Here is a 22297-nt window from a genome sequence, read left to right as displayed (position 1 = left end):
ACCCGAATGGCCGAAAGCGAGACTCGCTCACGACTCCAAGTAACCCTAACCTGCGGGTACTGGTCCAACACCGCGTCCTGGGCTACGGTCCCCTCGAGCGACCCGACTGGTCGACCAACGGGGGTACACATGTCGAGAGTTGGCGCAAGCCTGCTCAAAAGAACACTGGGCATCACGCTCGGAACCATTCTCGGATGCACCGTGCTGAGCATTCCCACGGCCCACGCGGTAGCGACTCTGAACTGCAACAGCGCGGTCCAGATCTTCGGCGTGACGCCGTCCGGCAGCGTTTTCCGCTACCCGCACAACGACCCGGAGAACGGCACTTTCGACTGGGGCGTCAAGCAGAACGGGATCGGCAGCGGGTGGGAGGTCGGCCGCACCCTGGCGGGCCCCGGCGGGGTCATGTACAGCCTGGTCGGCGCGACCGGCGAGCTGCGGCGACTGCGCTGGACCGAGAACGGCTGGGTGAACTTCGGTAGCCAGCAGTACCGCGTCGTCGGCAGCGGCTGGGGCCGCTACTCCGAAGCCGCGCACCGCAACAAGGTGACCGTCGACGAAAAGGGCCGGCTGTACGAGATCAACGCAGACGGGCATCTTGAGGTGTTCGTGTGGGAAGGCGACGACGCCACCGGCTGGTGGACCGCCGAGACGGGCGGCGGCAAGGTCCTGGACACCGGCTGGAACCAGTACGACTCCATCACCGCCGCCGGCGACGGCGTGCTCTACGCCCGCAAGCCGACCGGCGAGCTGTACCGCTTCCGGTACCACGCCGCGTCCGACCGGTTCACCCAGTACGCCAAGCCCGCCGGGGTGGGCTGGAACATGTTCAACCGCATCTTCTCGCCCGGCGGCGACGTCCTCTACGCCACGTGGCTGAACAACAACAATCCCGAGATGCTCTGGTACCGCTACGACGAGGCCACCGACACGTGGGCCGACACCGGGCGCGACGTGGGCAAGCTCGTCGGCCACGGCTGGTGGGGCGAGCTCGACGTGGTCGCCACCACCGACGACTGCAGGATCACCGGCCACCCGGCGCCGACCCGGCCCGCCGTGCCGCAGCGCCTGGACGCGGGCAACACCGTGCGGCAGGGGCCGGACGGCAAGGTGTCCTGGTTCTACACCAACCCGGCCGGCGGGCTGAGCCGGGCGACCCAGCGCTACACCAACGACTTCAGCGTGCTGGAGTACCAGGCGTTCACCGGCCACTCGCAGTTCACCGGTCAGCCGGGCGCGGCGCTGCGCCAGGACGGGCGCTTCGAGGTGCTGGGCAACAGCTCCGACGACGCCGAGTACCGGGGCCGGGTCCAGCAGGTCAAGAACGGCGCGTGGGGCACGGACCCGGTGACCGCGCAGCGCGGCTGGATGCTGGGTGACCCGGTGCTCGTCGAGCAGTCCGACGCGACCATCGCGCAGTACGCCGTCGACGGTTCCGGCGGCCTGTGGCGGCGCGCGCAGATCGCCGTCAACGGCGCGTACAACGCGTGGCAGCCGATCACGGCGAGCGGCCTGACGACCGACATCACGGTGGCCCGCAAGGGCACCGGCACCGAGATCGCGGCGCGGTTCACCGACGGCTCGGTGCGCGTGGCCCGCTACGACGGCGCGCTGAGCGCGTGGCGGACCGTCGGCACCGGCACGACCGGCAGACCCGCGCTCGTGGTGCACCAGGGCGGCGACCTCCAGGTCTTCGCGCGCGGCACCGGCGGGATCCCGCAGACCCAGCGCGAGACGTCCGGCGCGTTCCCCGGTACGTGGACCGCGATCGGCAGCCTCGCCACCACCGGCTCGCCGGCCGCCGTCCTCACCGGCAACGGCCTGGTGGAGCTGGCCGTGCGCGGCACGGACAACCACGTCTACCAGGCCAGCCAACTCGCCCCCGCGGCCGGCTTCAGCGCCTGGCAGATCAAGTACTGGGAGGAGACCGCCACCGACCCGACCGGCCTCACCCTCGCCGACGGCAACCCGATCTTCACCTGGCGCTCCCCGCAGGGCGTGATCCTCACCTCCTACATCAGCACCGGGTCGCTCGCGGCCCGGGTCTTCACCGGAACGGCGGCCAAGCGATGAGACGACTCGTACCAGCGGCCCTGCTGGCGGCACTCGCGGCGACGACGATCACCGTCGTCGGCCCGACCGGTGCCGCGTCGGGCGTCGAGACGCTCCAGTGCGACACCTCGGTGCCGATCTTCGTGCGCAAGCCGGACACCAGCCTCACGCTCTACCAGCACAACGAGCCCGAGGTCGGCACCCCCGACTGGCAGGACCAGTACGGCATCGGCCACACCTGGGACGGCATCACGCTCGGCGGCCCGGACGGCGCGGTGTACGAGCTCACGCCCGAGGGCCAGCTCGGCCGCGCCCGGTGGCTGGGCGGCTCCTGGGAGAACGGCGGCGCGGGCGAGGTGCTGCTCACCGGCTGGACCGGCTGGAGCCGCAACACCCTGGTGGTCGACTCGCTCGGCGACTTCTACGGCATCGCCGCCGACGGCAACCTGCACTGGCGGCGGTTCACCAAGACCGGCGGCACCTGGTCCTACGAGGACCGGACGCTGGCGACCGGCTGGGCGGCCCGCTACAACATGATCTGGGCCTCGGGCGACGGCACCATCTTCGCCCGCACCCACGACGACAAGCTGGTCCTCCACGTCTACCACGCGGCCAGTCAGCGCTGGATCGAGTCCGACCGGCAGATCGGCGACGGCGGCTGGAACAAGTTCCACGACGTGGCGTCGGTCGGCGGTGGCGTCTTCTACGCCCTGGACGGCGCGGCCCAGCAGGTGAAGTGGTACCGCTACACCGGGAACGGCACCTGGGCCGTGGACGCGGGCCGGATCGTCGGCAACGGCGGCTGGTACGGCGACTGGCAGCTGGAGGGCAAGTCCAACGCCTGCAAGATCGTCGGCGGCACCTCGCCGCAGCGCCCGGCGGTGCCGGCGAACCTGGGCGCGGCGTCGTCCGCGGTGCAGGGCGGCGACGGGCTGGTGAACTACTTCTACGTCAACCAGGTCGGCGGTCTGACCACCGCGAAGCAGCGGTACGCCAACGACTTCAGCATCCTGGAGTACCAGACCTTCGCCGGTCACCAGGTGTTCACCGGCACGCCCGGCTCGGCCAGGCAGGGCGACAACAAGCTGCAGGTGCTGGCCAACAGCTCCGACGACGCCTCGTTCCGGGGCCGGCCGCAGTCGGTGGCCAACGGCCCGTGGGCGGCCGAGGCAGCCCACGACGGCTGGCTGACCAGCGACGCGGCCGTGGTCGCCGACTCGGACAACGTGCTCAACGTGTACGCGGTCGACGGCTCGGGCCAGTTGTGGCGGCGGGCGCAGGTGGCCGCGAACGGCGGCTGGCTGCCGTGGCGCAAGCTGGCCGCCACCGGGCTGTCGAACGACTTCTCGGTGCTGCGCAACGGAACCGCCATCGACGTCGTCGCCCGGTTCACCGACAACTCGGTGCGCGCGGCGCGGCTGACCGGCGACGTGGTCGGCACGTGGCGGACCGTCGGCACCGACGCCACCGGCAAGCCCGCCGTCGTGGCGCACCAGAACGGCAACCTCCAGGTGTTCACGCGCCGCTCCAACGGGATCGTGCACACCCAGCGCGAGACCTCGGGCGTGTTCCCCGGCACGTGGACGGCGGTCGGCAGCCTCGCGGGCGTCGGTTCGCCGGCCGCCGTGATCCGGGGCACCGGACTGGTGGAGCTGGCCGTGCGCGGCACGGACAACTACGTCTACCAGGCCAGCCAGCTCGCCCCGGCCGCGGGCTTCAGCGCCTGGCAGATCAAGTACTGGGAGGAGACGGCCACCGACCCGACCGGCCTCACCCTCGCCGACGGCAGCCCGATCTTCACCTGGCGCTCGCCGCAGGGTCTGGTCCTCACCTCCTACATCGCGCCCGGCCCGTCCTCGGCGTCGGCCGAGCAGGGCACGACCTTCCGGGGCGCGACCGGCCGGAAGTGACCACTCCCGGTTGACAGCGCGGAAAGGCGAGTGCTCCCACGAGGGAGCACCCGCCTCCTCCTTCCAGTCGGCTAGTTGGGGAACACGAACCAGTAGAAGGAGACCGCGGCCTTCGCGCCGGAGCCGTCGGTCACGGTCACCGTCGGGTGGTAGTTCGCCCACGTGGTCGGCGTGCCGCTGATGACCCCGGTGGTGGCGTTGACGGAGAGGCCGGCGGGCAGGCCGGTGGCGGTGAAGCGGTAGCCGCCGCTGCCACCGGTGGCGGTCAACGGCAGGCTGACCGGCTTGCCCCTGGTGGTGGTCTGCGTGCCGGGGTCGGCCAGGGTGATCTTGGTGCTGCCGCTGGTGACCGTCAGGGTGTAGACGGTCTGCCGGGTGACCGTGCCGCGCGTGCCGCTGACGGTGACGCGGTACTCGCCCGGCGGGGTCGACGCGGACGTGGCGATCCGGAGCGTGGAACTGCCGCCGGTCCCGATGGCGGACGGGCTGAAGGTGGCGGTGGCACCGGAGGGCAGGCCCGTGGCGGACAGCGCGATGTCACCGGTCGGCGGGGTGCCGCCGATCTGCTCGTTGGCCCAGTCGCCCATGACGCCCCAGAGCTTGCCGTGCGCGTTGTAGGAGGCGCAGTCCGTGCGCAGCCACGAGAACACGCCCCAGATCTTGCCGTTGTGGAAGTACGGGCCGCCGGAGTCGCCCTGGCAGAGGCCGGTGGTGCCGGTGCCGTAGCCGTCGCAGAACATGTAGCGGGCGTCGAACTGCGAGTTGATGTTCTTGCAGTTCTGGTCCTCCACCGTGGGCAGCACCACCTCGCGCAGCTTGGAGTTGCGCTGCGCGTCCTGCGAATCGGTCTTGCCGTAGCCGATCGCGGTGCCCCGGGTGCCCAGCGGCAGGGTGTCGCCGGAGCGGGCGATGGCGGGGAAGGACGTCCCGGCGGGCACCGGGATGTCGGTCCTGGTGAAGATCACCGCGACGTCGTACCCGGTGCGCCACCCGTCGCCGGGGTTGTAGTCCGGGTGCGTCCGGTACTCCTCGACCTCGACCCGGCTGCCGGTCGCGGTGTCGGCGAGGTCGTCCCGCCCGTACACCAGGTACTTCGGGTCGCCCTCGGAGAACTTGCAGTGCGCGGCGATCAGGACCGCGCGCTTGGCCACGACCGAACCCGTGCAGGACTGCTCCTGCGGGCGCACGCCGCCGGTGCGGTGCTGCGAGATGATGAACGGGTACTTCGCGACCGTGGTGGGCGTCCCGCCGATGACGGCCGGGCTCGCGCCCGTGTCGGCGCGGGTGACCGCGCTCGCGCCGACCGTGGTCGACGCCGACGAGCCCGCCGGCACGGAACCGTTGGCGGGGTTGGTGGTGAGGCTGAAGTCGTCGGGGACCTGCCCCTTGACCGTGAGCGTCACGTCGGTGCCACGGGTGGCGTCGGTGCTCTTGCCCGTCACGGTGACGCGGTAGGTGCCGGGAGTCGCCGACGCCGACGCGCTCAACGTCAGCTTGGCCGAGCTGCCCGCCGTGACCGAGGTGGGCGCGAACGTCGCCGTCACGCCCGAGGGCAGGCCGCTCGCCGACAGCGCGACGTTCTGCGCCGACCCGCGCGTGACGGCCGTGGCGATCGTGGTGTCCACCGATGCCCCTGGGTCGGTCGACACCGACGCCGGGTTGGCCGCGATGGAGAAGTCGTTGCCGGGCTGCGGCGCGTTCGGCACGTGCAGCAGGCGGTTGGGTGTGCCGGTGCGGATGTTGGTCATCTTGCCGGTGGTGGCGTTGTCGACCACCCACTTCTTCAGGTCCGCGGGCGTGGCGGAGGGCTGTTCGGCCAACCGCAACGCCATCGCGCCCGCCACGTGCGGCGCGGCCATGGACGTGCCGGACTTCTGGCCGTAGGAGGTGTCGGAGGTGTTGACCGACGAGTCGATGGTGCTGCCCGGCGCGAACAGGTCGGTGCACGGGCCGTCGTTGGAGTCGCCGGCGCGCTGGTCGGAACTGGTGGCGTTGGCGACCCGCACGCCGGTGTCGACGCGGCTGCCCGGCCCGTAGTCGCAGGAGTTGCCGCCGTTGTTGCCGGTGATCAGCGACCACTGCACGCCGGCGGCGACCGCGCCCTTGATGGCGTCGACGCCGACCGTCGGGTCGTCGGCGTAGACGCTCATGTTCACCACCGCCGGTGTGACGGCGTTCTTCGCGATCCACTCGGCGGCGACGACGATGTCACTGTCCTTGCCGCTGGACTGGCAGTTGAGGATGCGCACCGCCCACAGCGTCGCCTTCTTGGCCACGCCGCGGGTCTTGCCGCCGGCGATGCCCGCCACGTGCGTGCCGTGGCCCTGCTTGGCGGAGTCGCAGTCGTTGCCGTTGGTGGGCGGGACGACGAAGTCCGCGGCGTACTTCGCGCGGCCCTCGAACTCCTGGTGGCCGAACCGGATCCCGGTGTCGACCACGTAGATGTTCACGCCCGCGCCCGCGTTGGCCGGGTAGGCGTACTTGCGGTCCAGCGGCAGGTCGCGCTGGTCGACGCGGTCGAGCCCCCAGTTCGGCGGGTTGTCCTGGACGTCGGCGGCGCGGGCGGTGCCCGACTGCGTCACCGAGGCGACGTCGGGGTTCGCGGCGAGCCGGCGGGCCTGCCGCTCGTCGAGGTCCTCCACCACGAAGCCGCGCATGACCTTGTCCAGCACGTGGGTCGTGGTGCCGCCGTAGCGCCGGGTCAGGGCGTCCGCGGTGCTCGCCGCGCCGGCCGTGCCCGCGTGGTCCTTCAGCTTGACGATGTAGACGCCGGGCACGGGGTTCTTCGCCGCGACCCGCACCGGGCCTTCCGGCTCGGCGGCCGACGCCGGGGCGGCGAGCGCGGTCGTGGCCACCAGGGCGAGCGCGGTCACCACCGTCAGCAGTGATCGTGGTGTGCAGGGCATTGATCCACTCCTTTTCCGGCTCCGCGCCCGTAATCGGCCCGGAGCGTGGGAACCGGAAATTAGTCGGCGGCGACCAGAACCTGAACCTCTCTGTTCCCCGTCCCTCCGACCGTCACAACAGCGACGAAACCGCACGTCAGGGGGTGGATCGCGAAACAGTTTTCCGACGATTCACCACTCCCAGCGGACCCCGACCGTGCCGGGCCGCACCGCCGGGGCGACCAGCGCGGTGGTGCCGGCCGCGCTCAACCACAGTTCTTCGACGTGCTGTTCCGGGCCGCGCAGCCCGGTGCGGTCGTAGCGCCGCACCCGACCCGGCGGCCGTCCCGCGAACCGCAACTGGAGCGTGTACAGCCCGACCGGGCGCGGGAACCGCCGGTAGAAGTGGTCCAGCGGCAACCCGTCCGGCAGGCGCACCTCGTACTCCACGACCGTGAGCTCGCCCCGGCCGAGTGGCCGGTCGAACAGGAACTCCGCGACCATCGAGCGGGTGGACGCGTCGCGCCGCACGCGTCCCCGGCGCGCGTGGGCCACCCCGACCAACTCCGGCGCCGGGAACGCCGCGTCGTCCACCTCGTGGCACACCAGGTGGCGGTCGACCCGGTCTGCGGTGGCCCGCACCACCAGCCGGGTCCGCTGCCGGCGTTCGCCGGTGTGCTCGTCGACGATCAGCGCGTCGCCGACGCTGAGCAGTTCCAACTGCCCGTCGGGCGAGCTGTCCAGCCCGGACAGCAGCGGCCCGCACGACGGCCACAGCGCGCGCCGCGACAGGGTGCCGGGTGGGCGGGCGGCGGAACGTCCGCGTGGCCGCCGTGCGCCCAACAACACGACCAAGGACGACGTGGGGAGGCCCAGGACCTGTTCCAGCCGGCTCAGCGCGGCCAGGGACTCCGCGCGTTCGGGGCGGCTGCGACCGTTGCGCCAGTAGGAGATCGCGGTGCGGCTCACCGTGACACCGTTGTCGGCCAACCGGCTGCACAGCCGGTCCAGCGTCAGCCCGGAGGCCTCGATGGCCGCGTCGAGCGCCACCTCGAACGGGCCGGTGCGCAGCAGCCGTCGCACTTCTCTGTTCATCGTCGTCCGTTCACCATCGGTGCCCGCAGCGAAGAGATGCCCAAGCTAGACCGTGGTCGAACGGCCGGGAAGGTCACTGCCGGCCACTGTCCAGAACTGGCCGGCGACCTACACTCGGCCCGGTGGACGTTGTCGACGCCGGATTCCTGGAGCCCGTCGGACTGGGCCCGACCGAGGGCGCGGTGTACCTGGCGCTGCTGCGCGAGCCGCGCTCCGACGCCGGGCAGCTCGCCGCCGCGATCGACCTCCCGACCAGCCGGCTGACCCGGGCCACCGCGAACCTGATCGCGGCCGGGCTGGTCACCAAGCTGGCCGGCCGCCCGGCCCGGTACGTGCCCGCGCCGCCGCAGGTGGCCCTGGACGCCCTGGCGCTGCGCCGCACCGAGCAGCTCGACCGCCTGCGCGCGACCACCCACCGCCTCGCCGCGCAGTACGAGGACGCGCCGCGCGGCGAACCCGGGGACCTGGTCGAACTGCTCGAAGGCGGCCCCGCCGTGCGCCACCACATCGCCCAGCTCCAACTGGCCGCACGGGAGGAGGTGCTGCTCATCGACTGCCCGCCGTACCTCGGCGGCGCGCCGGAGCACAACGTGGCGGAGTTGCAGGCGTTGCGGCGCGGCGTCGCCTACCGCACGATCTACCACCTGCCGGCGCTGGAAGACCCGGCCCGGCTGGCCGAGATCGCGGGCTACACCGAGGCCGGCGAGGAGGCCCGCGCGCTGCCGGACGTGCGGCTGAAGATGATGATCGCCGACCGCCGCACGGCGCTGATCCCGGGCAGCTTCGAGGCCGCCGAGACCGGGGTGCGCATCCTGGTGCACCGCTCGCCGTTGCTGGACGCGCTGGTCGCCTGCTTCGACCTGCTCTGGGACCGCGCGACGCCGATCGGCACCGCCCTGCGCGGCACGCACCGCGACAAGGAGATGGTCGCCCTGCTGGCGGCGGGCATGAAGGACGCCGCGATCATGCGCTCCCTGGGGATCACCCAGCGGACGATGACCCGCCGGATGTCGGCGCTGCTGGACGAGCTCAACGCCACCACCCGCTTCCAGGCCGGCATCCACGCCGCGCGCCGCGGCCTGGTCTGACGGCGGACGCCCACATGGGCCACGCACGTTCGGCACCGCGTCCAGCAGCGGTTCCAGGCTGACGACGTCGTCGAGGTGGCCGCCGGTGAGCGGGACCGCGAGCGGGATGCCGCCGCCGTCGGCGCGGTGATCAGCCAGCCAGGACCCCGCGATGCCCCACGGGCACAGCCGCACCCCGGACGCGACGGTGTACAAGCTGCCCTTGTACCGCCGGTCGCGCTCGCAGCACGAGCAGCGCACCGGCTCTGCAACGACGAACCTCAACTCGTAGGCGTTCGGGTCGAACCGGAAGGACGGCGGCGACTCCACCCGGCAGCTACGACCGACCGTCTGATCGGGACCGCCTGACCGGGCCCGGCTCCGGTGACCGGGTGTCGTGCCTGGTCACGACCAAAACCTGAAGTTACCTTCGCGTACATGCCCGGGTCGACGCGATGTCACCGACGATCACCTGAAACATCCTACCTTCGGACCGTTCTCGTACCGGTGCAACCGAATGTGGGTGTCCGATGGATCGCAGGTCGTTCATGCTGGCCACGGGTGGGGCGCTGGCCGCGACCACCGCGCTGGGAACCGGGGCCGAGGCCGCACCCGGCCGGGACCCGCTCGGCCCGGCCGTGCGGTTCAACATCATCAGCGACATCCAGGGCGACCTCGCCGACTTCGGCAAGGCCCTCGACGACATCAAGGCGATCAACCCCAAGAGCGCCGGGCTCGGCGTGGCCGGGGACATCACCCCGCGCGGCTACGACTTCGAGTACGCCCAGGTGCGGTCGGTGCTCGACAAGCACCCGCACCCGCGCAACGTGGCATGGGCCATCGGCAACCACGAGTTCTACGTGCCGAAGTGGCGCGACCCCGACACCCTGGCGCAGGACACGTGGCCCAACGGCACCACCGAGGACTCGCTGTTCCGCAGCTTCTACAACTTCGCCGGGCGCAACACCGTCTACTCCGAGACGTCCTTCGGCGGGGTGCCGGTGCTGTCGCTGGGCACCGAGCGCTACTCCCACTACCACGACCCGAAGCTGTGGGACGAGGTGTGGATCAGCGACCAGCAGTTCAGCTGGCTGGAGCAGCGACTGGCGTACTGGGACCGCTGGCGCAAGCCGGTGATGGTGCTGACCCACCACCCGTTGCCGAACACCGTTTCGGGCACCCGCAACAAGCTCTACCTCAACGACTACCTCCAGGCCGACCGGCTGCTGTCGGTGCTCGGCAAATACCGCGACGTGTTCCTGTTCTCCGGCCACACCCACTGGGACCTCACCCTCTCCGACTGGGTGACCCGCCGGGTCGTCCCGGGCAGCGGCAACCTCGAGGGCTTCACCGTGGTCAACACCGGTGCCGTGCAGACCGGCTGGGTGGACGACGGCAAGGGCGGCGAGGTCTCCCTGGGCGGCAGCTTCAACCAGGGCCTCCAGGTCGAGGTGTACTTCCGCGCCGTGGTGATCAAGGCGCGCGACTTCACCACCGGCACGTGGCTCAAGCAGATCACCGTGCCGCTGCGGGACAGCCTCTGACCCGCCCTCCGGCGACTCCTCCGCCCCCGCTCGCCGACGTCGGCGAGCGGGGGCGGAGGAGTCGGGCTCAGCCGGTGGTGTCGCGCCGCCGGCGGTGCAGGAGGAGGAAGGCACCCGCGAGCACGAGCGCCGCGCTCGCACCGCCGACCACCCACGGCGCCGAGGAGCCCTCCGCCTCCCGGCCCGCCGTGGCGTAGCCGCTGGAGAAGCCCTTGGTGTCGTACTCGGACCCGGTCAGCTTGTCCGCGTAACGCTCCTTGACCAGCTTCTGGTACTCGCCCAGCGACGTCGACGCCCGACCGCCCAGACCTTCCCGCGCCTGGTCGTTGAGCGGCGAGACGGTGAGCAGCTTGAGCTGGTACCAGCCGCGGATCTGCGGCTCGGTGAACACCAGGCTGCCCACCTCGGCCTTGCCGGCGAAGCCGGCGTCGCTGTCGCCCTCGCGCACCGCCGCCAGGTGCCAGCCGCCGCCCTGGGTGGGTGCGAGCATGACGGTGGCCTGGCGGCCGCCGACGGAGGCCTCCAACGACGACACCAGGTGGCTCAGCCGGACCGCCTCGGTGGCGACCGGCTGGGACGTGCCGGCGACGAAGCCCGGCGTGATCTCGTTGACCGCCAACGGGTTCTTGAGCGTGAAAGCCGGGATGCCCTCGCACGCCTCGGCCTTGTCCGGGATCGACTGCGGTGTGTCGGAACCGCCCTGCGGCACCGGCACGCTCAGGAAGCGGCAGACGGCGTCGCGCACGGCGGGCGACTTCACCGCGTCGAGGGCGGCTTGGTAGTCCGGGATGTCCGCCGGGAGCGGGTCGGCGTGGCCGGGGCCGGTGGCGCACAGCAGCGCGGACGCGCTCAGTGCCAGGACGGCGGCGAGGCGGGAGAGGCGCGAGGCCGCTGGCGCGCCGGACGTCGGTGTTTCACGCATGTCGCCTGCCTTAACGGGAGATGCCGATCCGGGAGTGGGTCCACTTGAACGAGCTGTTGCTGACGTAGTCGTTGTAGTTCCACCACGTGTAGGTGGTGGTGTCCGGCCACGGGTCGGCCACGCCGATGGTGTTGTTCGAGGTGTCGAACCCGTAGACGACGTTCATGTGGCCGCCGCCGGAGGTCCAGCCGATGCGCGCGCCCAGCGGGCGGGACGCCTTGACGTCGGTGTAGACCTGGTTGAACGACGCCGCGCTGTTCAGCCCCGAGCCGGTGTTCCTCATGCCGAGGCTGCCCCACCCCTTGGCCATGTCGTCGAGCGTGGCGGGCTGGTTGTTGCAGCCGTAGTAGGGCTGGGCCCGGGTGCAGAAGTCCGCCTGCGTGCTGCCGACCCCGTGGTACTTGGCGATCGTCAGGCCGGAGGCGGCCCAACACCACTGCGTCTTCTCCTGCTTGAACATCGTGATGGAGTCATAGCCGGCTTCGGCCTGAGCCGCACCTCCGCCGGCGAGGAGCAACCCGCAAGCCGTCAGCGCGATGGCCGAAACCGCGGTCGAGAACCTGAACCTACCCATCTTCCTGCCTTCCCGTGCGCACGAGTGCCGGGCGATCCGCAGTGACATGACAACGCGAAAAGCCCCGGCCACACAGGCTCGAAGCCGGAAGTACGCCTGCAAGAGTGAATCCCGGAACACGACCCGGACCGACCTCCGGCAGCCCGGAACCGAAGGCCCTCGAACACCGACAACCCACGACGGGACCTGTTGCCGAACTCGCCACCCGACCCCACGATCGTTGCAACGCAACACTCTTTACGGTGCCGTAGCCGGCTGAAGGTGACTGTCCGCGCCCTGACAACGGCCCCACAAGGACTACCGGAACACCGCGAGGTGACACCGGAGACACCGATCGCCGCTCGGCCCCACCCACGAACACCCGCCGAAATTCGCTGATTCTACACCCCTCGCGAAACCAGATAGGGTGAACAACCTTTGGCCGTTACACGAGCGGTGTGGGGGGCGGTCAGCCGCGCGGACCGAACTCCACCCGCACCGAGTCCGTGCGCGGAACCAGCACCGCCACACCCGACCCCGGCGCCCAGGACGCCGGCAGGAACAGGTACTGGCCGCCCGAGCGCACCACGAGCTTCAGCCCGTCGTACCGGTACCGGTAGGCCGCGTCCGGCGTGCCGTAATCGGTCTCCCGCACGCCGGACACGCGCAGGTTGAGCGACTTCGCGCTGTACAGCACGGCCTCCGGGTAGGTCGGCAACTCGGCCTGCACGGCCCGAGCCTGCGCGACCCCGACAGCGGCCGAGTAGTCGTTCACCGCCCAGAACAGGCTCAGCGTGATCATCACGAATGCCGCCGTCCACACCGCCACGCCACGGGCCTTCCCGTTGTGCGCCAACAACAGCACTCCGGCCGCGAGGCACAGCGGCGGCACCGCGAAGTGCACCGCGAACAACCGCCAGCCGAACACGTTCACCAGGCCGACGGCCGTCAGCAGCACGCCGAGCGCCGTCGCGCCGATGGTGAGCCATCGCGCGGTGAAGTCGCGCTTTCCCAGCCACAGCAACGCCGACACGGCCAACGCTCCCACGACCAGCGGCACGAACAGGCCGTTCACGCTGCGGATCAGGTAGTCGTGGACGGACAGTTCGAGCGTCGACGCGTGCACCCCGAAGTAGTCGAAGAACCAGAACGCGTGCGACCACCCGAAGAAGAACATCAGCCCGGTCGCCACCGTCGTGGGGGCGACGACCTGGCCGATCGACGCGAGCACCTTGCCGGGCTCGGTCACGGACACGGGGCGTCCACGACGTAGGTCACCGTCCCGCCGCGCTGCACCGTGCCCGACGGGGACTTGATGATCGCGCACTCCCCCTCCTGCGAGGGGAACTCCGGCGGCGGGTCGGCGACCTCGAACGCGATGTCCACGCACAGCGTCCCGTCACCGCAGGCGGCCCTCAGGTCGTCCTCGATGCCGGCGCGGATCTCGTCGGTGAGCGGCAGGCCGAGCTGTTGGTACTGCGGGATCTTGATGGGCGCCGGCGCGGCGGGGCCGGTCGGTGCCTGGTTCCGGGGTCCGGGCGGGGAGGTCTTGCCCTGCACGCATCCGGTGGCCATCAACACGATCGCGACGGCTATGACTGTCCTGCTCATGTGCGCTCCCGGCGGTCTCCTTCGGTGTTCTCCACAGCAACCGGATGCCGCCGGGAGCCGCTGTGATACGGCCGGGCGTGGTCGACCACCGGCCGGCGCGCCGACCACCGGCGCGCCGCTCGGGTCTTCAGGGCGTCGCGCGCCGGATCACCAGCCAGCCGGCACCGCCGATCACCGCGGCGAGCGCGAGCGGGTAGCCGGCGACCACGGCGATGTCGGGCTGGTCGGCGAAGAACCGGCCGATCGCGGGCCACCAGCCCTGCTTCGTGACCAGGGCACCGGCACCGGCCAACAGCGAGACGCCGCCGACGATCGCGACCAGGATCCCGGTCTGCCGCCAGCGGTGGAACACGACACCGGCGAACACGCCGAGCGCGGACACCGCGACGAACTGCGCGGCGTAGGAAGACCACTGGGCGATCGGGTTCTCCTGCACCAGGTAGTCCAGCCCGTAGACCCGCATGTGCCGGCCCCAGCCGTCGGTCATCCGCTCCACCCGCTGGAACACCAGCAGGAGCAGGCCGAACAGCACCGCTTGGGCCACGACGACCAGGGCGGTGGCCGCGTAGAAGGTCCGGCGGGTCACGCTGAGCCCCAACGCGAACGGGAACACCTGGGTCATCGTCTGCAGGTGGGTCAGGCCGACCATGAGGTAGAGCGACGGCAGCAGGAAGATCTGGTGGTCGGTGGTCCCGGGTTCGGCGTTGGCGCTGTCGATGACCAGGCCGAGCACCGGCAGGCAGACCAGCAGTGCCAAGGGGAAGCAGAGCACCACCACCCAGTTGACCAACTGGATCCTCGCGACGTCGAGCACGCGGTTCATCGGTGCCGCCCCTGTCCGGGGTCGACGGCGACCGGCCGCCCGTTCGGCTGCGTGGCCCGCACGACGAGTTGTTGCAGCGACACCGGCTCGAAGTCCAGCCCGCTGTCCAGGGGACGCTCCGGCACCCCGGTCAGGGTGACCCGCAGGACCCCGCCGAGCCGTTCGCGGTGCAGCTCGGTGCGCCCGGCCACGAACCGGTCGACGGCGTCGGCCGGCCCGGTCACCGTCACGGTCTGCCCGCGCAGGGTCTCGGCGTCGGCGTCGATGAGGACGCGCCCCTGGTCGATCAGCACGACGTGCTCGATCAGGTCGCCGACCTCGTCGATCAGGTGGGTGGACAGCACCACCGTGCGCGGCCGCTCGGCGTAGTCGGCGAGCAGCCGGTCGTAGAACAGCCGGCGGGCGACCGCGTCGAGGCCGAGGTAGGGCTCGTCGAACAGGGTCAGCGGCGCCCGCGACGCCAGCCCGATGATCACCCCGACCGCCGAGAGCTGCCCCCGGGACAGCTTCGCGATCACCTGGTTCACCGGCACCCCGAACTCCGCGACCAGGGACGCGGCGAAATCGGCGTCCCAGTTCGGGAACAGCAGTCCGCCGGCCCGCAGCGCGTGCTTGACCTTGAACTTGTCCGGGTAGCGCTGGCTCTCCTTGACGAAGCACACGTTCGCCAGCACGTCGGGGTTCTCGTAGGGGTGCCGGCCGAAGACCTCGACCGTGCCCGAGGTCTCGGACCGCTGGCCGGTGAGGATCTGCATCACCGTGGTCTTGCCGGCCCCGTTGCGGCCGAGCAGGCCGTGGATCGTGTTCTCCGCGAGGGTGATGCCGACCCCGTCGAGCGCGGTGACCCGGCCGTACCGCTTGGTCACCCGGTCCATCCGCACGACGTTCACGTCCGGTCCCCCCACCCGTCGATCATCTTCTTGAGCTCGTCGGCGGCCAGGCCGAGCTTGTCCGCCTCCGCCATCAGCGGCGCCAGGTACTGCCGGGCGAAGCTCTCGCGCCGGCGCTCCAGCAGCCGCTCGCGGGCACCCTCCGCGACGAACATGCCGATTCCCCGTTTCTTGTAGAGGATCCCGTCGGTGACGAGCTGGTTGACGCCTTTCGCCGCGGTCGCCGGGTTGATCCGGTGGAAGGCGGCGAGCTCGTTGGTCGACGGCACCTGTGCCTCCGTCGCCAGCGTGCCGTCCACGATCGAGTTCTCGACCTGCTCGGCGATCCGCAGGAACAGCGGTCGCCCGTCGTCCTTCACGCCGACCACCGAACCGAGCGGTTCGTTGGTTCGTTACTCATGTAGCTAACCATGCAACCAACGGGTCCGGAAGTCAAACCCCGGCCGAGCAGGCTGCCCGCGCTCACGTGGGTGCGGTGCGCCGGGCAGCGGCCGGCAGGCTAGTTTGCCCGGATGAGCCTCCTCGATGACGTGGCCGAACGCGACGGCTGGCGCTGCTGGGTGTGCGACGAACCGGTCGACCCCGACATGTCGGTGAACGACCCGCGCGGCCCCAGCGTCGACAGCCGGACCGCGGACCGGAAGGCCAAGCTCGCCGAGCGGCTCGCACACCGCGGGTGCAACACCCGCAAGGGCGCGGTCAAGGTCGTCATCCCCTGGCCGGACCGCCTGCACGTCGCCGAACCGGCACCCCTGATCACCGTCGCGGGACGCCTGGAACGCAAGGGAGGCCGCGAGCTGGTCGCCCGCTGCCCGACCGAACAGGACGCCCAGGAGGCAGCCGACTGGTTGGTGGACCGGTTCTCCCGGCTGACCCCGGCCCTACCGGTGACCGCCGCCGTCGAAGCGGGCGGCGGCCAGTACCTCGTCGTCCTGTCCACCGGCCGCCGCTGAGTGCCGGTTGTCCTGGGTGCCGGTTGTCGCACTCAGCGAGTGAGCGGCAGGCTCATGAGGCCGTTCGCGGCTCCCGACCCGAATCGACATGCGGGTGGCAGCGGTCCATCAAGCCGGGAAACCTCGGAACTGGTCGTACCGAAGGGTCTCCGCGCACTTCAAGAGTGCGTAGAACTTGACGAGACGGTGACGCGCGCTCACGTCAAGGTGGTGCTCGCGGCTGAGCAGCAGGATTTCCCCTAACGACTGCTGTCGCACCAATTCCGCGACGACCCGGTAGGCGCTGTCGTCGTCCATCGATCGCTCGACCTTCGCCGATCCAACCGTTCACCCCTTCGGCAGCAAAAACGAGAACTCGGCTCCTACGAAGGTGCCTGGCGATCCGGCCGCGCTTCCCCGTCCTGCGGCTCGTCAGCCGCCGGCGGGACGGCCGGTCGTGGAAGGCGGCGGCCGACGGACTTGTAGTCGGGCAACAGCCACCGTGCCCGCAAACGCGTCCGGCCGCCGACGATCCACAGCAGTTCGAGCACTACCACCACCGAGAGCACCGCCACCACGACGATCCGCCACACGTTCCAGTCGGCGGGCACGCTCGCCACGGTCAACGCGACCATGAGCAGCACCACGCCGGTGTCGTAGCAGGCCCGTGCACGGCGTCGGAAACGCGCCGCCACGGCGGAATCGCGGTGCTGGACCCGTTTCGCGAGTTCGACGTGGGCGACGTTGTCGGGGTCGGGCAACCAGGCGAGGCGCTCGGCGGGGCCGGCGCTGTACATCAGGCCGGCGTTTCCGAACTGCACGGCGAACAGCAGTGCGGCGGCCGCCAGGAAGAAGCAGGTGAGCGCGGGCTCGGTCCACTGCGGTTTGTCCTCGGCGGTCAGCAGCACGACCGCAGACGCGAAGGAGAAACCGGCGAGCATCGGTGCGGCTGCCGTGCTGGTGGCGCGGTCGGCTTCCACGACACCCACCGGGTTGTCGATGCGCCAGTTCTCGGCCGGCCGCTCCGCGCCGGGTGAGGTGGGGTTCACCGGGCGCCGCCTCGCGGGACGGCGATGCAGCCCTCCTCGTGCTTCCCCGCCACCGGGCGCTCGCACCACCCGCACAGCTCCTCCTTCGGCGGGCTGCCGCGATCTCCCGCCGTGCCGATGTCGTCCTCGGCTTCGTGGCGGCGCTGTTCGTCCTTCAAGGGGTCGGTCAACCCAGTCGCCTCTTCCAGGAGGGTGGTCATCTTCGCGATGTCGGCGGCTGCCCAGTCAGCCGTGACGGTGTGCCCGGTCGCGGCGGTCAGGTGATCCGCCGTGACACCTGCCCGTTGCCACACCCGCGTGACGTCGCGGCGCGGCGCGTCGATCAACCGGGCCACGGCGCCCGGCTCGGGGATCCCGCCCGCGGGCAGTCCGTGCAGCGCCTCGGCGTCGGTGCGCAACGGGTCTCGGTGGTCACGGCTCGCGGCCTCGCTCAGCGCGACACCGGCGATCAGGTGTGCGTGCGCGTGCAGCGGCGAGTTGTTCTCCGGTACCAGGTAGATGTGGCCGAGCTTCACGTGCGTGATGACGATCAGTTCGAGGTCGCCCACCCGGTAGGCGTACCGCAGCGCATCACGCAGGTGCAGGAGCGCGGCTCGCGGGTCGCCGCGATCACGGGCCACGTCACCCAACGCCCCGTACACCGCGGCCAGCATGGTGGTCTCGCCCGCCTGGCGGAACGTGCGAGCGCACCTGAGCAGCAGGACTTCCGCCTCCGGCAGGCGGCTGAGCCGTCGCAACGGCTCGTGGTCGTTGAACTTGGTCTTCGCCAACGTGGTCAGGTCGGCCTTGAGCGCCAGCTGGCCTGCGAGCAGCGCGGCGTTGCTCTCCAGCGCGCGTTCCCACTCGCTGGAGCGGAACTCGATGTTGCGCCGCAGTTGCGTCACGCCGACGCGGACGCTGTCGGGGGTGGTGCTCTCGTTCCGCCCGGTGAAGGCAGGCAGGTTCGGCAGGAGGCGTTCGACGGCCTCCAGTTCGCGCGCCGCTTCCGCACGCCGCCCGGTCTCGAACCAGACTTCCGCGCGCCGGGCCCGTTGGGACACCGCCGACCACGGGCCGAGACCCGCCTCGTCGCTCAGTTCCGGCAGCGAATCGGCCAGCTCCACCAACTCCGCCGTCCATCGGCCACGACGGCGGGTCAGCTCGATCAGGTGGAACCCCGCGACGAGCGCCGCACGCGGTTCCCGTGCCGCCGTGAACCTGAAGTACAACTCCCGAAGTCGATCGGCGGCGTGGTCCGGGGCCAGGTGCATGAACAGCCGCGCCAGCACGATGTTCGCGGTCGTGTTCGCACCAGGCCCTGCGTTCAGCGCCTCGACGGGTTCGTGCAGCCGTGCTGCCGTCCGGTACGCCGGGGCCAGGGTGATGCCGTGCTCCGCGGCCCGCAACGCGGAGTCGATGTCGGAGTCCGCCAGGTACGGAACCATCGCGACCAGGGCCTGAGCCTGTCGGTTCGCGTCGAGGACGCGGTGGTCACGAGTGACGGCCGAACGCAGAACACCGCGCCACCACAGCACCGCGGCCACCCGCACCTGATCGCGGGCAGACTCGCCCGCGACCGCGTCGCACACGCCGGCGACGGCGATGGGCAGCCGGTACTGCTTCGGCGCGGTACCGATTTCCTGCAACAGGCCGGCTCTGACCAGTTCAGCGGCAGCGGGCCGGACATCGACCGGGTTCACCGCGAGAGCGGGCTTCTCGGACGCGCTGCCTTGCTCCTCGTCAAGGTGGGCAGCCAGATGGTCCACCACGTCGAGCACCGCGCCTGCGACCTCGTCGTTGCGGTCGTACTCGGCCAAGTTGTGGATGACGACCAGGAGCGCCTGCTGGTGTTCGGGCAGTCCGGCGAACACGCGGTCCACCCACATCGCGGTGTCCGTTGCGAGTCCGGTGTCACCAGGCCGTGCGCCGTGCACGAAGGCCGCGAGCGAGTGGACGGAGCCTGCGGCGGCCTCGGCCAGCAGCAACGGGTACGGACGTCCCTCGGCCAGGACCAGGATGCGGCGAAGGAGGTCCGTGATCGATTTCCGGTCTTCGGCGGCGGTCCGCCTGAGCAACGTGCCGAAGTGCGGTAACTCCCGCAACAGGAGCAGCGCTTCGTCCTGGGTCAGCAGCGGTACCGGGATGGTGTGCGCGTCGTGCTCGTGCACCGGCTGCCGGGCCGTGAGGACGACGCGGCCGTGCCCGCTTTGCCCGGTGATGGCCGAGACGAACGCACGCCATCGCGGATCGTTCCAGCGACCGTCCGCGTCCAGCAGCGGATCGACGTCGTCCAGCACGAGCAGGAGCCGGCGGCGGGCGGCGATGTCGGCCAGCCAGGTGAACGCGGCCCGCGAGCCGTCCGGGCCGCCGAACAGGCGTCCCAGTTCCGCGCCGTCGACGGCGTCGTCGAACGCCACCACCAAGGCGGCGAACGCCGACTCGCCGTCGTGCCCCTCCCGCCGCACCACGTGCCGGATGACGTGGTCGAACCGGTCGGCCCTGGCGGTGACCAGTTCACCGGCGCACGCCGACGTGCCGACACCGGGTGGACCGGCGAGGGTGAGCACTGGGGACGGAACCGGCCCGGTCACCAGTCGCGCGGCCTCGGTGAGCACCCCGGCACGACCCGCGAACACGGTCCCGGCGGCGAGCGGCCCGGTGGCGGGAGCGCCCGCCGTCAGGGGGCGAAGCCGTTGCGGCGCAGAACTTGACGACATCGTGACAGGCATACCCAGCGCGGGGTGCCGCAGGAGCGGTCGAGCCGCGACGAACGCGGCACGGGCGGCGGCGGCGAAGTCCGTTCCATGGTCGACGGCCTGCCGGTAGAACTGACCGCAGAACTCGATCGCGTAGGCGTCGTCAAGCGGGTGCCGGAACGCGATCACGGTGGTGTCGAGCGCTGTCGCCAGCACGCTCGCGACACTGCCGTCCTCGGCTCGGTACCGGGACGTGGACGCGCGCTCCGCGGCCATCCCGAACGAGAGCCGCAACCCCGCCAGCGCTTCCGCGGCCGAGTGGCAGGCGGCCGCGACGACCAGCCCGACCCGTCCGCGCAGTGGCGCGAACGCCGTCGCCAGTTCGGTCGAGGTCACGTTCCGGACACCGCCCGCCCTGTCGTCGAACGCGAGGTGGCCGGAGTCGCCGTGCCCGCCGAAGTGGATGACGTCCCAGCCGCGATCGTCCGCCGCGCACGCCGTCAACGATTCGACGGTCACGCCGTACTGCAACACCGTCAGCTCGACGCCCGAACCGTGGCGGTGGGCAAGCTCGGTGAGCATCCGCCGCTCACGCCACGTGCCCAGGCCCGGCGAGCCCGGAGGCGCGCACAGGACCGCCAGCACCCGTAGCGCTCCGCTGCCCGCCTCGGCCGGCGGTACCCGCTCGTTCTCCGGCAGCAGCCGGAAGACGACGGGCGGCGGGACACCGTCGTCCCCCGCGAGCGCCAACTCCAGCGGGAGTGCCGCAAGTGCGCTGTGCCTGACCGGCAGCTCCACGACGACCGGTTCCCCGGAGTTGCGGAGCACGCCGGCCAACGGGCCCAGGACCGCGTCACGGACCCAGCGGCCGGTGGTCGCGATGGTGTTCGCGGGCACCTCGGACCGGCCGTCCGGGGTGCCGGCCGTGCCCTCGAACAACGCGAGCGCCCGCTCGACACCCCGGACACCGTCGTCCACCGCGCAGACGTGGGAACCGAGGTCGGCTCCGGTGTCGGAGTGCAACGTCCAGCGCACTGCTCCGGCGGTCGAGGTGGGGTCGAGGTCGTCGGCCAATCGGAGAATCGGCACCGGCTTCCGATCTTGGCGCAGGCAACATGACTACCCAGCCATCGCCACGCGGCACCGTTCTGTTTCACGCCGGCCGGAGGTCATCACGCCCAGGCGGATTTCGACGGGGCGTCGGTCCTGGGGAATGCCCGGTGGTTCGGGTCGCGAGGTCGAGCGGCGGTGTGCCGGGATCACAGCCGGCGGGCGGAGCGCCAGGCGGTGGAGTAGAAGCCGCCGTCGTCGAGCAGGGACGTGCCGCCGACGTCGCCCAGGGTGGGGCCGTCGATCCGTTCCCGGCTGGAGACGAAGCGGTGGTGCCCGCCGTCGTCCAGGCCCAGGTAGATGCCGACGTGGTCGAGCGTGTCGGGGTCGTCCTCGACCTCGAAGAACACCAGGTCGCCGGCCTGCAACCGGCTGGGGTCGGTGGCCCGGCGGCGTTCGTTGGGCACCAGCGGCACACCCGGGCCGGACTCGGAGATGGCGTAGGCGCGCCGGGGGATGCCCGGCCCGGCGTTGTTGGTGCCGAGCAGGGGCATGCCGAGGCGGTAGCCGAACACCAGGCGCACGTAGCCCGAGCAGTCGACCGCGCCGTAGCGGCCGGTCTCGGGCTGTGCGGCGACGCCGTCGGGGAAGTCCCACGGCACACCGAGGTAGTCGTAGAAGTCCGACTGCTCCTGACGGCCCGCGCCGGACGCCTTCACCGGGCCGAACGAGGCGTCACCGCGGAACCGGACGCCCTTGTCGTCGGTGCCGGCGGGCGTGTCGATCAGGTACTCGGTGGCGATGGCCAGCACATCGGGGCTGACGTCGTGGCGCGCGCCGGCGTACCACTCGGTGAACCACGGCTCGCCCTCCGCGCCGGGCCGCCACGGCTGCGGCAGCAGCCGCACCCACGACGAGGTGTTGACGGTCGCCTTGGTCGCCTTGGGTTCGCTGAAGGACCGGCGCGGACCGGTGAGCACCGCGGTGCGCGCGTCGTCGGTGAACACGGCCAGGACGGTGCCGGCGTCGTCGCGGACGACGGTGCGGGCGGGGTCCGCCAGGCGCTCGTACACCAGGTGCTCGGCCTCGACCTCCACCGAGGCGGGCGGCGACGCCGGGCCGGCCTCGGACGACTCGTCCGGCCACCAGGCCGCCACCCCGATCGCCAGCGCGGCGACGACCGCCACCCCCACCGACACCACCAGAACCGGTCGCCGTTCCACCCGCACCTCTCCCGCC

At 71.3% G+C, this 22297-nt stretch carries 18 protein-coding genes and 1 pseudogene; 5 read left to right on the top strand and 14 right to left on the bottom strand.

Going from position 1 to position 22297, the window contains the following annotated elements:
• Positions 1–201: 201 nt before the first annotated feature.
• Together BN6_RS41900 and BN6_RS14230 are read left to right on the top strand one after the other, a co-directional pair.
• Entirely contained in the window at positions 202–2073 is a 1872-nt protein-coding gene (locus BN6_RS41900; RefSeq protein ID WP_051075561.1) for a tachylectin-related carbohydrate-binding protein, read from the top strand.
• Positions 2070–3962 carry a tachylectin-related carbohydrate-binding protein gene (locus BN6_RS14230; RefSeq protein WP_015100353.1) on the top strand — a complete coding sequence of 631 codons (1893 nt, stop codon included), beginning with the start codon at positions 2070–2072 and terminating at the stop codon, positions 3960–3962. The genes BN6_RS41900 and BN6_RS14230 overlap by 4 nt, the downstream gene beginning before the upstream one ends.
• Before the next feature lie 71 nt (positions 3963–4033).
• Here the strand turns inward: BN6_RS14230 and BN6_RS14225 are convergent, their stop codons facing one another.
• Together BN6_RS14225 and BN6_RS14220 are read right to left on the bottom strand one after the other, a co-directional pair.
• Complete coding sequence (locus BN6_RS14225) at positions 4034–6868, bottom strand: S8 family serine peptidase (RefSeq protein WP_015100352.1); 2835 nt, start codon at positions 6866–6868, stop codon at positions 4034–4036.
• Positions 6869–7039: 171 nt separating this feature from the next.
• Positions 7040–7942 (bottom strand): helix-turn-helix domain-containing protein, encoded by a 903-nt coding sequence (locus tag BN6_RS14220; RefSeq protein WP_015100351.1) that lies wholly within the window; start codon positions 7940–7942, stop codon positions 7040–7042.
• A gap of 122 nt (positions 7943–8064) precedes the next feature.
• Here BN6_RS14220 and BN6_RS14215 point away from each other — a divergent pair, with 122 nt between their 5' ends.
• Entirely contained in the window at positions 8065–9030 is a 966-nt protein-coding gene (locus tag BN6_RS14215; protein ID WP_015100350.1) for a helix-turn-helix domain-containing protein, read from the top strand.
• 156 nt (positions 9031–9186) lie between these two features.
• On the opposite strand, the pseudogene BN6_RS50200 reads toward BN6_RS14215, so the two are convergent.
• Positions 9187–9339: pseudogene (locus tag BN6_RS50200) on the bottom strand (CbrC family protein); the annotation flags it as partial.
• Positions 9340–9539: 200 nt separating this feature from the next.
• On the opposite strand from BN6_RS50200, the gene BN6_RS14210 reads away from it, so the two are divergent.
• Positions 9540–10553, top strand: a complete 1014-nt coding sequence (locus BN6_RS14210; protein ID WP_015100349.1) for a metallophosphoesterase family protein — start codon at positions 9540–9542, stop codon at positions 10551–10553.
• A gap of 67 nt (positions 10554–10620) precedes the next feature.
• Here the strand turns inward: BN6_RS14210 and BN6_RS14205 are convergent, their stop codons facing one another.
• The 7 genes from BN6_RS14205 to BN6_RS14175 all read right to left on the bottom strand — a co-directional run bounded on the left by BN6_RS14205 (position 10621) and on the right by BN6_RS14175 (position 15711).
• The gene (locus tag BN6_RS14205; protein ID WP_015100348.1) at positions 10621–11475 is read right to left on the bottom strand and encodes a hypothetical protein; all 855 of its coding nucleotides are present in this window, start codon (positions 11473–11475) and stop codon (positions 10621–10623) included.
• A gap of 10 nt (positions 11476–11485) precedes the next feature.
• A complete protein-coding gene (locus BN6_RS14200; protein ID WP_015100347.1) occupies positions 11486–12049 on the bottom strand; it encodes a papain-like cysteine protease family protein in 564 nt (187 codons plus the stop codon).
• A gap of 448 nt (positions 12050–12497) precedes the next feature.
• The gene (locus BN6_RS14195; RefSeq protein WP_041312776.1) at positions 12498–13283 is read right to left on the bottom strand and encodes a hypothetical protein; all 786 of its coding nucleotides are present in this window, start codon (positions 13281–13283) and stop codon (positions 12498–12500) included.
• Positions 13274–13639 carry a hypothetical protein gene (locus tag BN6_RS14190; RefSeq protein WP_015100345.1) on the bottom strand — a complete coding sequence of 122 codons (366 nt, stop codon included), beginning with the start codon at positions 13637–13639 and terminating at the stop codon, positions 13274–13276. Before BN6_RS14190 ends, BN6_RS14195 begins: the two co-directional genes overlap by 10 nt.
• A 127-nt stretch (positions 13640–13766) precedes the next feature.
• On the bottom strand, positions 13767–14462 hold the full coding sequence (locus tag BN6_RS14185; protein WP_015100344.1) for a hypothetical protein: 696 nt from the start codon (positions 14460–14462) through the stop codon (positions 13767–13769).
• Positions 14459–15352, bottom strand: coding sequence for an ATP-binding cassette domain-containing protein (locus tag BN6_RS14180; protein ID WP_015100343.1), 894 nt, complete (start codon positions 15350–15352; stop codon positions 14459–14461). Before BN6_RS14180 ends, BN6_RS14185 begins: the two co-directional genes overlap by 4 nt.
• The gene (locus BN6_RS14175; protein ID WP_015100342.1) at positions 15349–15711 is read right to left on the bottom strand and encodes a GntR family transcriptional regulator; all 363 of its coding nucleotides are present in this window, start codon (positions 15709–15711) and stop codon (positions 15349–15351) included. The genes BN6_RS14180 and BN6_RS14175 overlap by 4 nt, the downstream gene beginning before the upstream one ends.
• Positions 15712–15864: 153 nt before the next feature.
• Between BN6_RS14175 and BN6_RS14170 the strand changes: the two genes are divergently transcribed.
• On the top strand, positions 15865–16305 hold the full coding sequence (locus tag BN6_RS14170) for a hypothetical protein (protein WP_015100341.1): 441 nt from the start codon (positions 15865–15867) through the stop codon (positions 16303–16305).
• A gap of 108 nt (positions 16306–16413) precedes the next feature.
• Here the strand turns inward: BN6_RS14170 and BN6_RS14165 are convergent, their stop codons facing one another.
• From BN6_RS14165 to BN6_RS14150, 4 genes are all read right to left on the bottom strand, one after another.
• Positions 16414–16602, bottom strand: coding sequence for a hypothetical protein (locus BN6_RS14165; RefSeq protein ID WP_015100340.1), 189 nt, complete (start codon positions 16600–16602; stop codon positions 16414–16416).
• A gap of 65 nt (positions 16603–16667) precedes the next feature.
• Complete coding sequence (locus tag BN6_RS14160; protein ID WP_041312772.1) at positions 16668–17333, bottom strand: hypothetical protein; 666 nt, start codon at positions 17331–17333, stop codon at positions 16668–16670.
• Positions 17330–21097: a tetratricopeptide repeat protein gene (locus BN6_RS14155; RefSeq protein ID WP_015100338.1), complete on the bottom strand. Its 3768-nt coding sequence runs from the start codon at positions 21095–21097 to the stop codon at positions 17330–17332. Before BN6_RS14155 ends, BN6_RS14160 begins: the two co-directional genes overlap by 4 nt.
• A gap of 170 nt (positions 21098–21267) precedes the next feature.
• A complete protein-coding gene (locus BN6_RS14150) occupies positions 21268–22281 on the bottom strand; it encodes an NlpC/P60 family protein (RefSeq protein WP_015100337.1) in 1014 nt (337 codons plus the stop codon).
• Positions 22282–22297: the final 16 nt, after the last annotated feature.

This window comes from Saccharothrix espanaensis DSM 44229 (genome assembly GCF_000328705.1).
Lineage (GTDB): Bacteria > Actinomycetota > Actinomycetes > Mycobacteriales > Pseudonocardiaceae > Actinosynnema > Actinosynnema espanaense.
Note: the sequence above shows the minus strand (reverse complement) of the source record. Positions and strands in the feature narration are given on the sequence as shown.

Excerpts from the sequence above, each read along its gene's own strand:
- BN6_RS14225 (WP_015100352.1), bottom strand. The coding sequence starts at position 6,868 with ATGCCCTGCACACCACGATCACTGCTGACGGTGGTGACCGCGCTCGCC.
- BN6_RS14185 (WP_015100344.1), bottom strand. The coding sequence starts at position 14,462 with ATGAACCGCGTGCTCGACGTCGCGAGGATCCAGTTGGTCAACTGGGTG.
- BN6_RS14190 (WP_015100345.1), bottom strand. The coding sequence starts at position 13,639 with ATGAGCAGGACAGTCATAGCCGTCGCGATCGTGTTGATGGCCACCGGA.
- BN6_RS14210 (WP_015100349.1), top strand. The coding sequence starts at position 9,540 with ATGGATCGCAGGTCGTTCATGCTGGCCACGGGTGGGGCGCTGGCCGCG.
- BN6_RS14165 (WP_015100340.1), bottom strand. The coding sequence starts at position 16,602 with ATGGACGACGACAGCGCCTACCGGGTCGTCGCGGAATTGGTGCGACAG.
- BN6_RS14230 (WP_015100353.1), top strand. The coding sequence starts at position 2,070 with ATGAGACGACTCGTACCAGCGGCCCTGCTGGCGGCACTCGCGGCGACG.
- BN6_RS14205 (WP_015100348.1), bottom strand. The coding sequence starts at position 11,475 with ATGCGTGAAACACCGACGTCCGGCGCGCCAGCGGCCTCGCGCCTCTCC.
- BN6_RS14220 (WP_015100351.1), bottom strand. The coding sequence starts at position 7,942 with ATGAACAGAGAAGTGCGACGGCTGCTGCGCACCGGCCCGTTCGAGGTG.
- BN6_RS14200 (WP_015100347.1), bottom strand. The coding sequence starts at position 12,049 with ATGGGTAGGTTCAGGTTCTCGACCGCGGTTTCGGCCATCGCGCTGACG.
- BN6_RS14170 (WP_015100341.1), top strand. The coding sequence starts at position 15,865 with ATGAGCCTCCTCGATGACGTGGCCGAACGCGACGGCTGGCGCTGCTGG.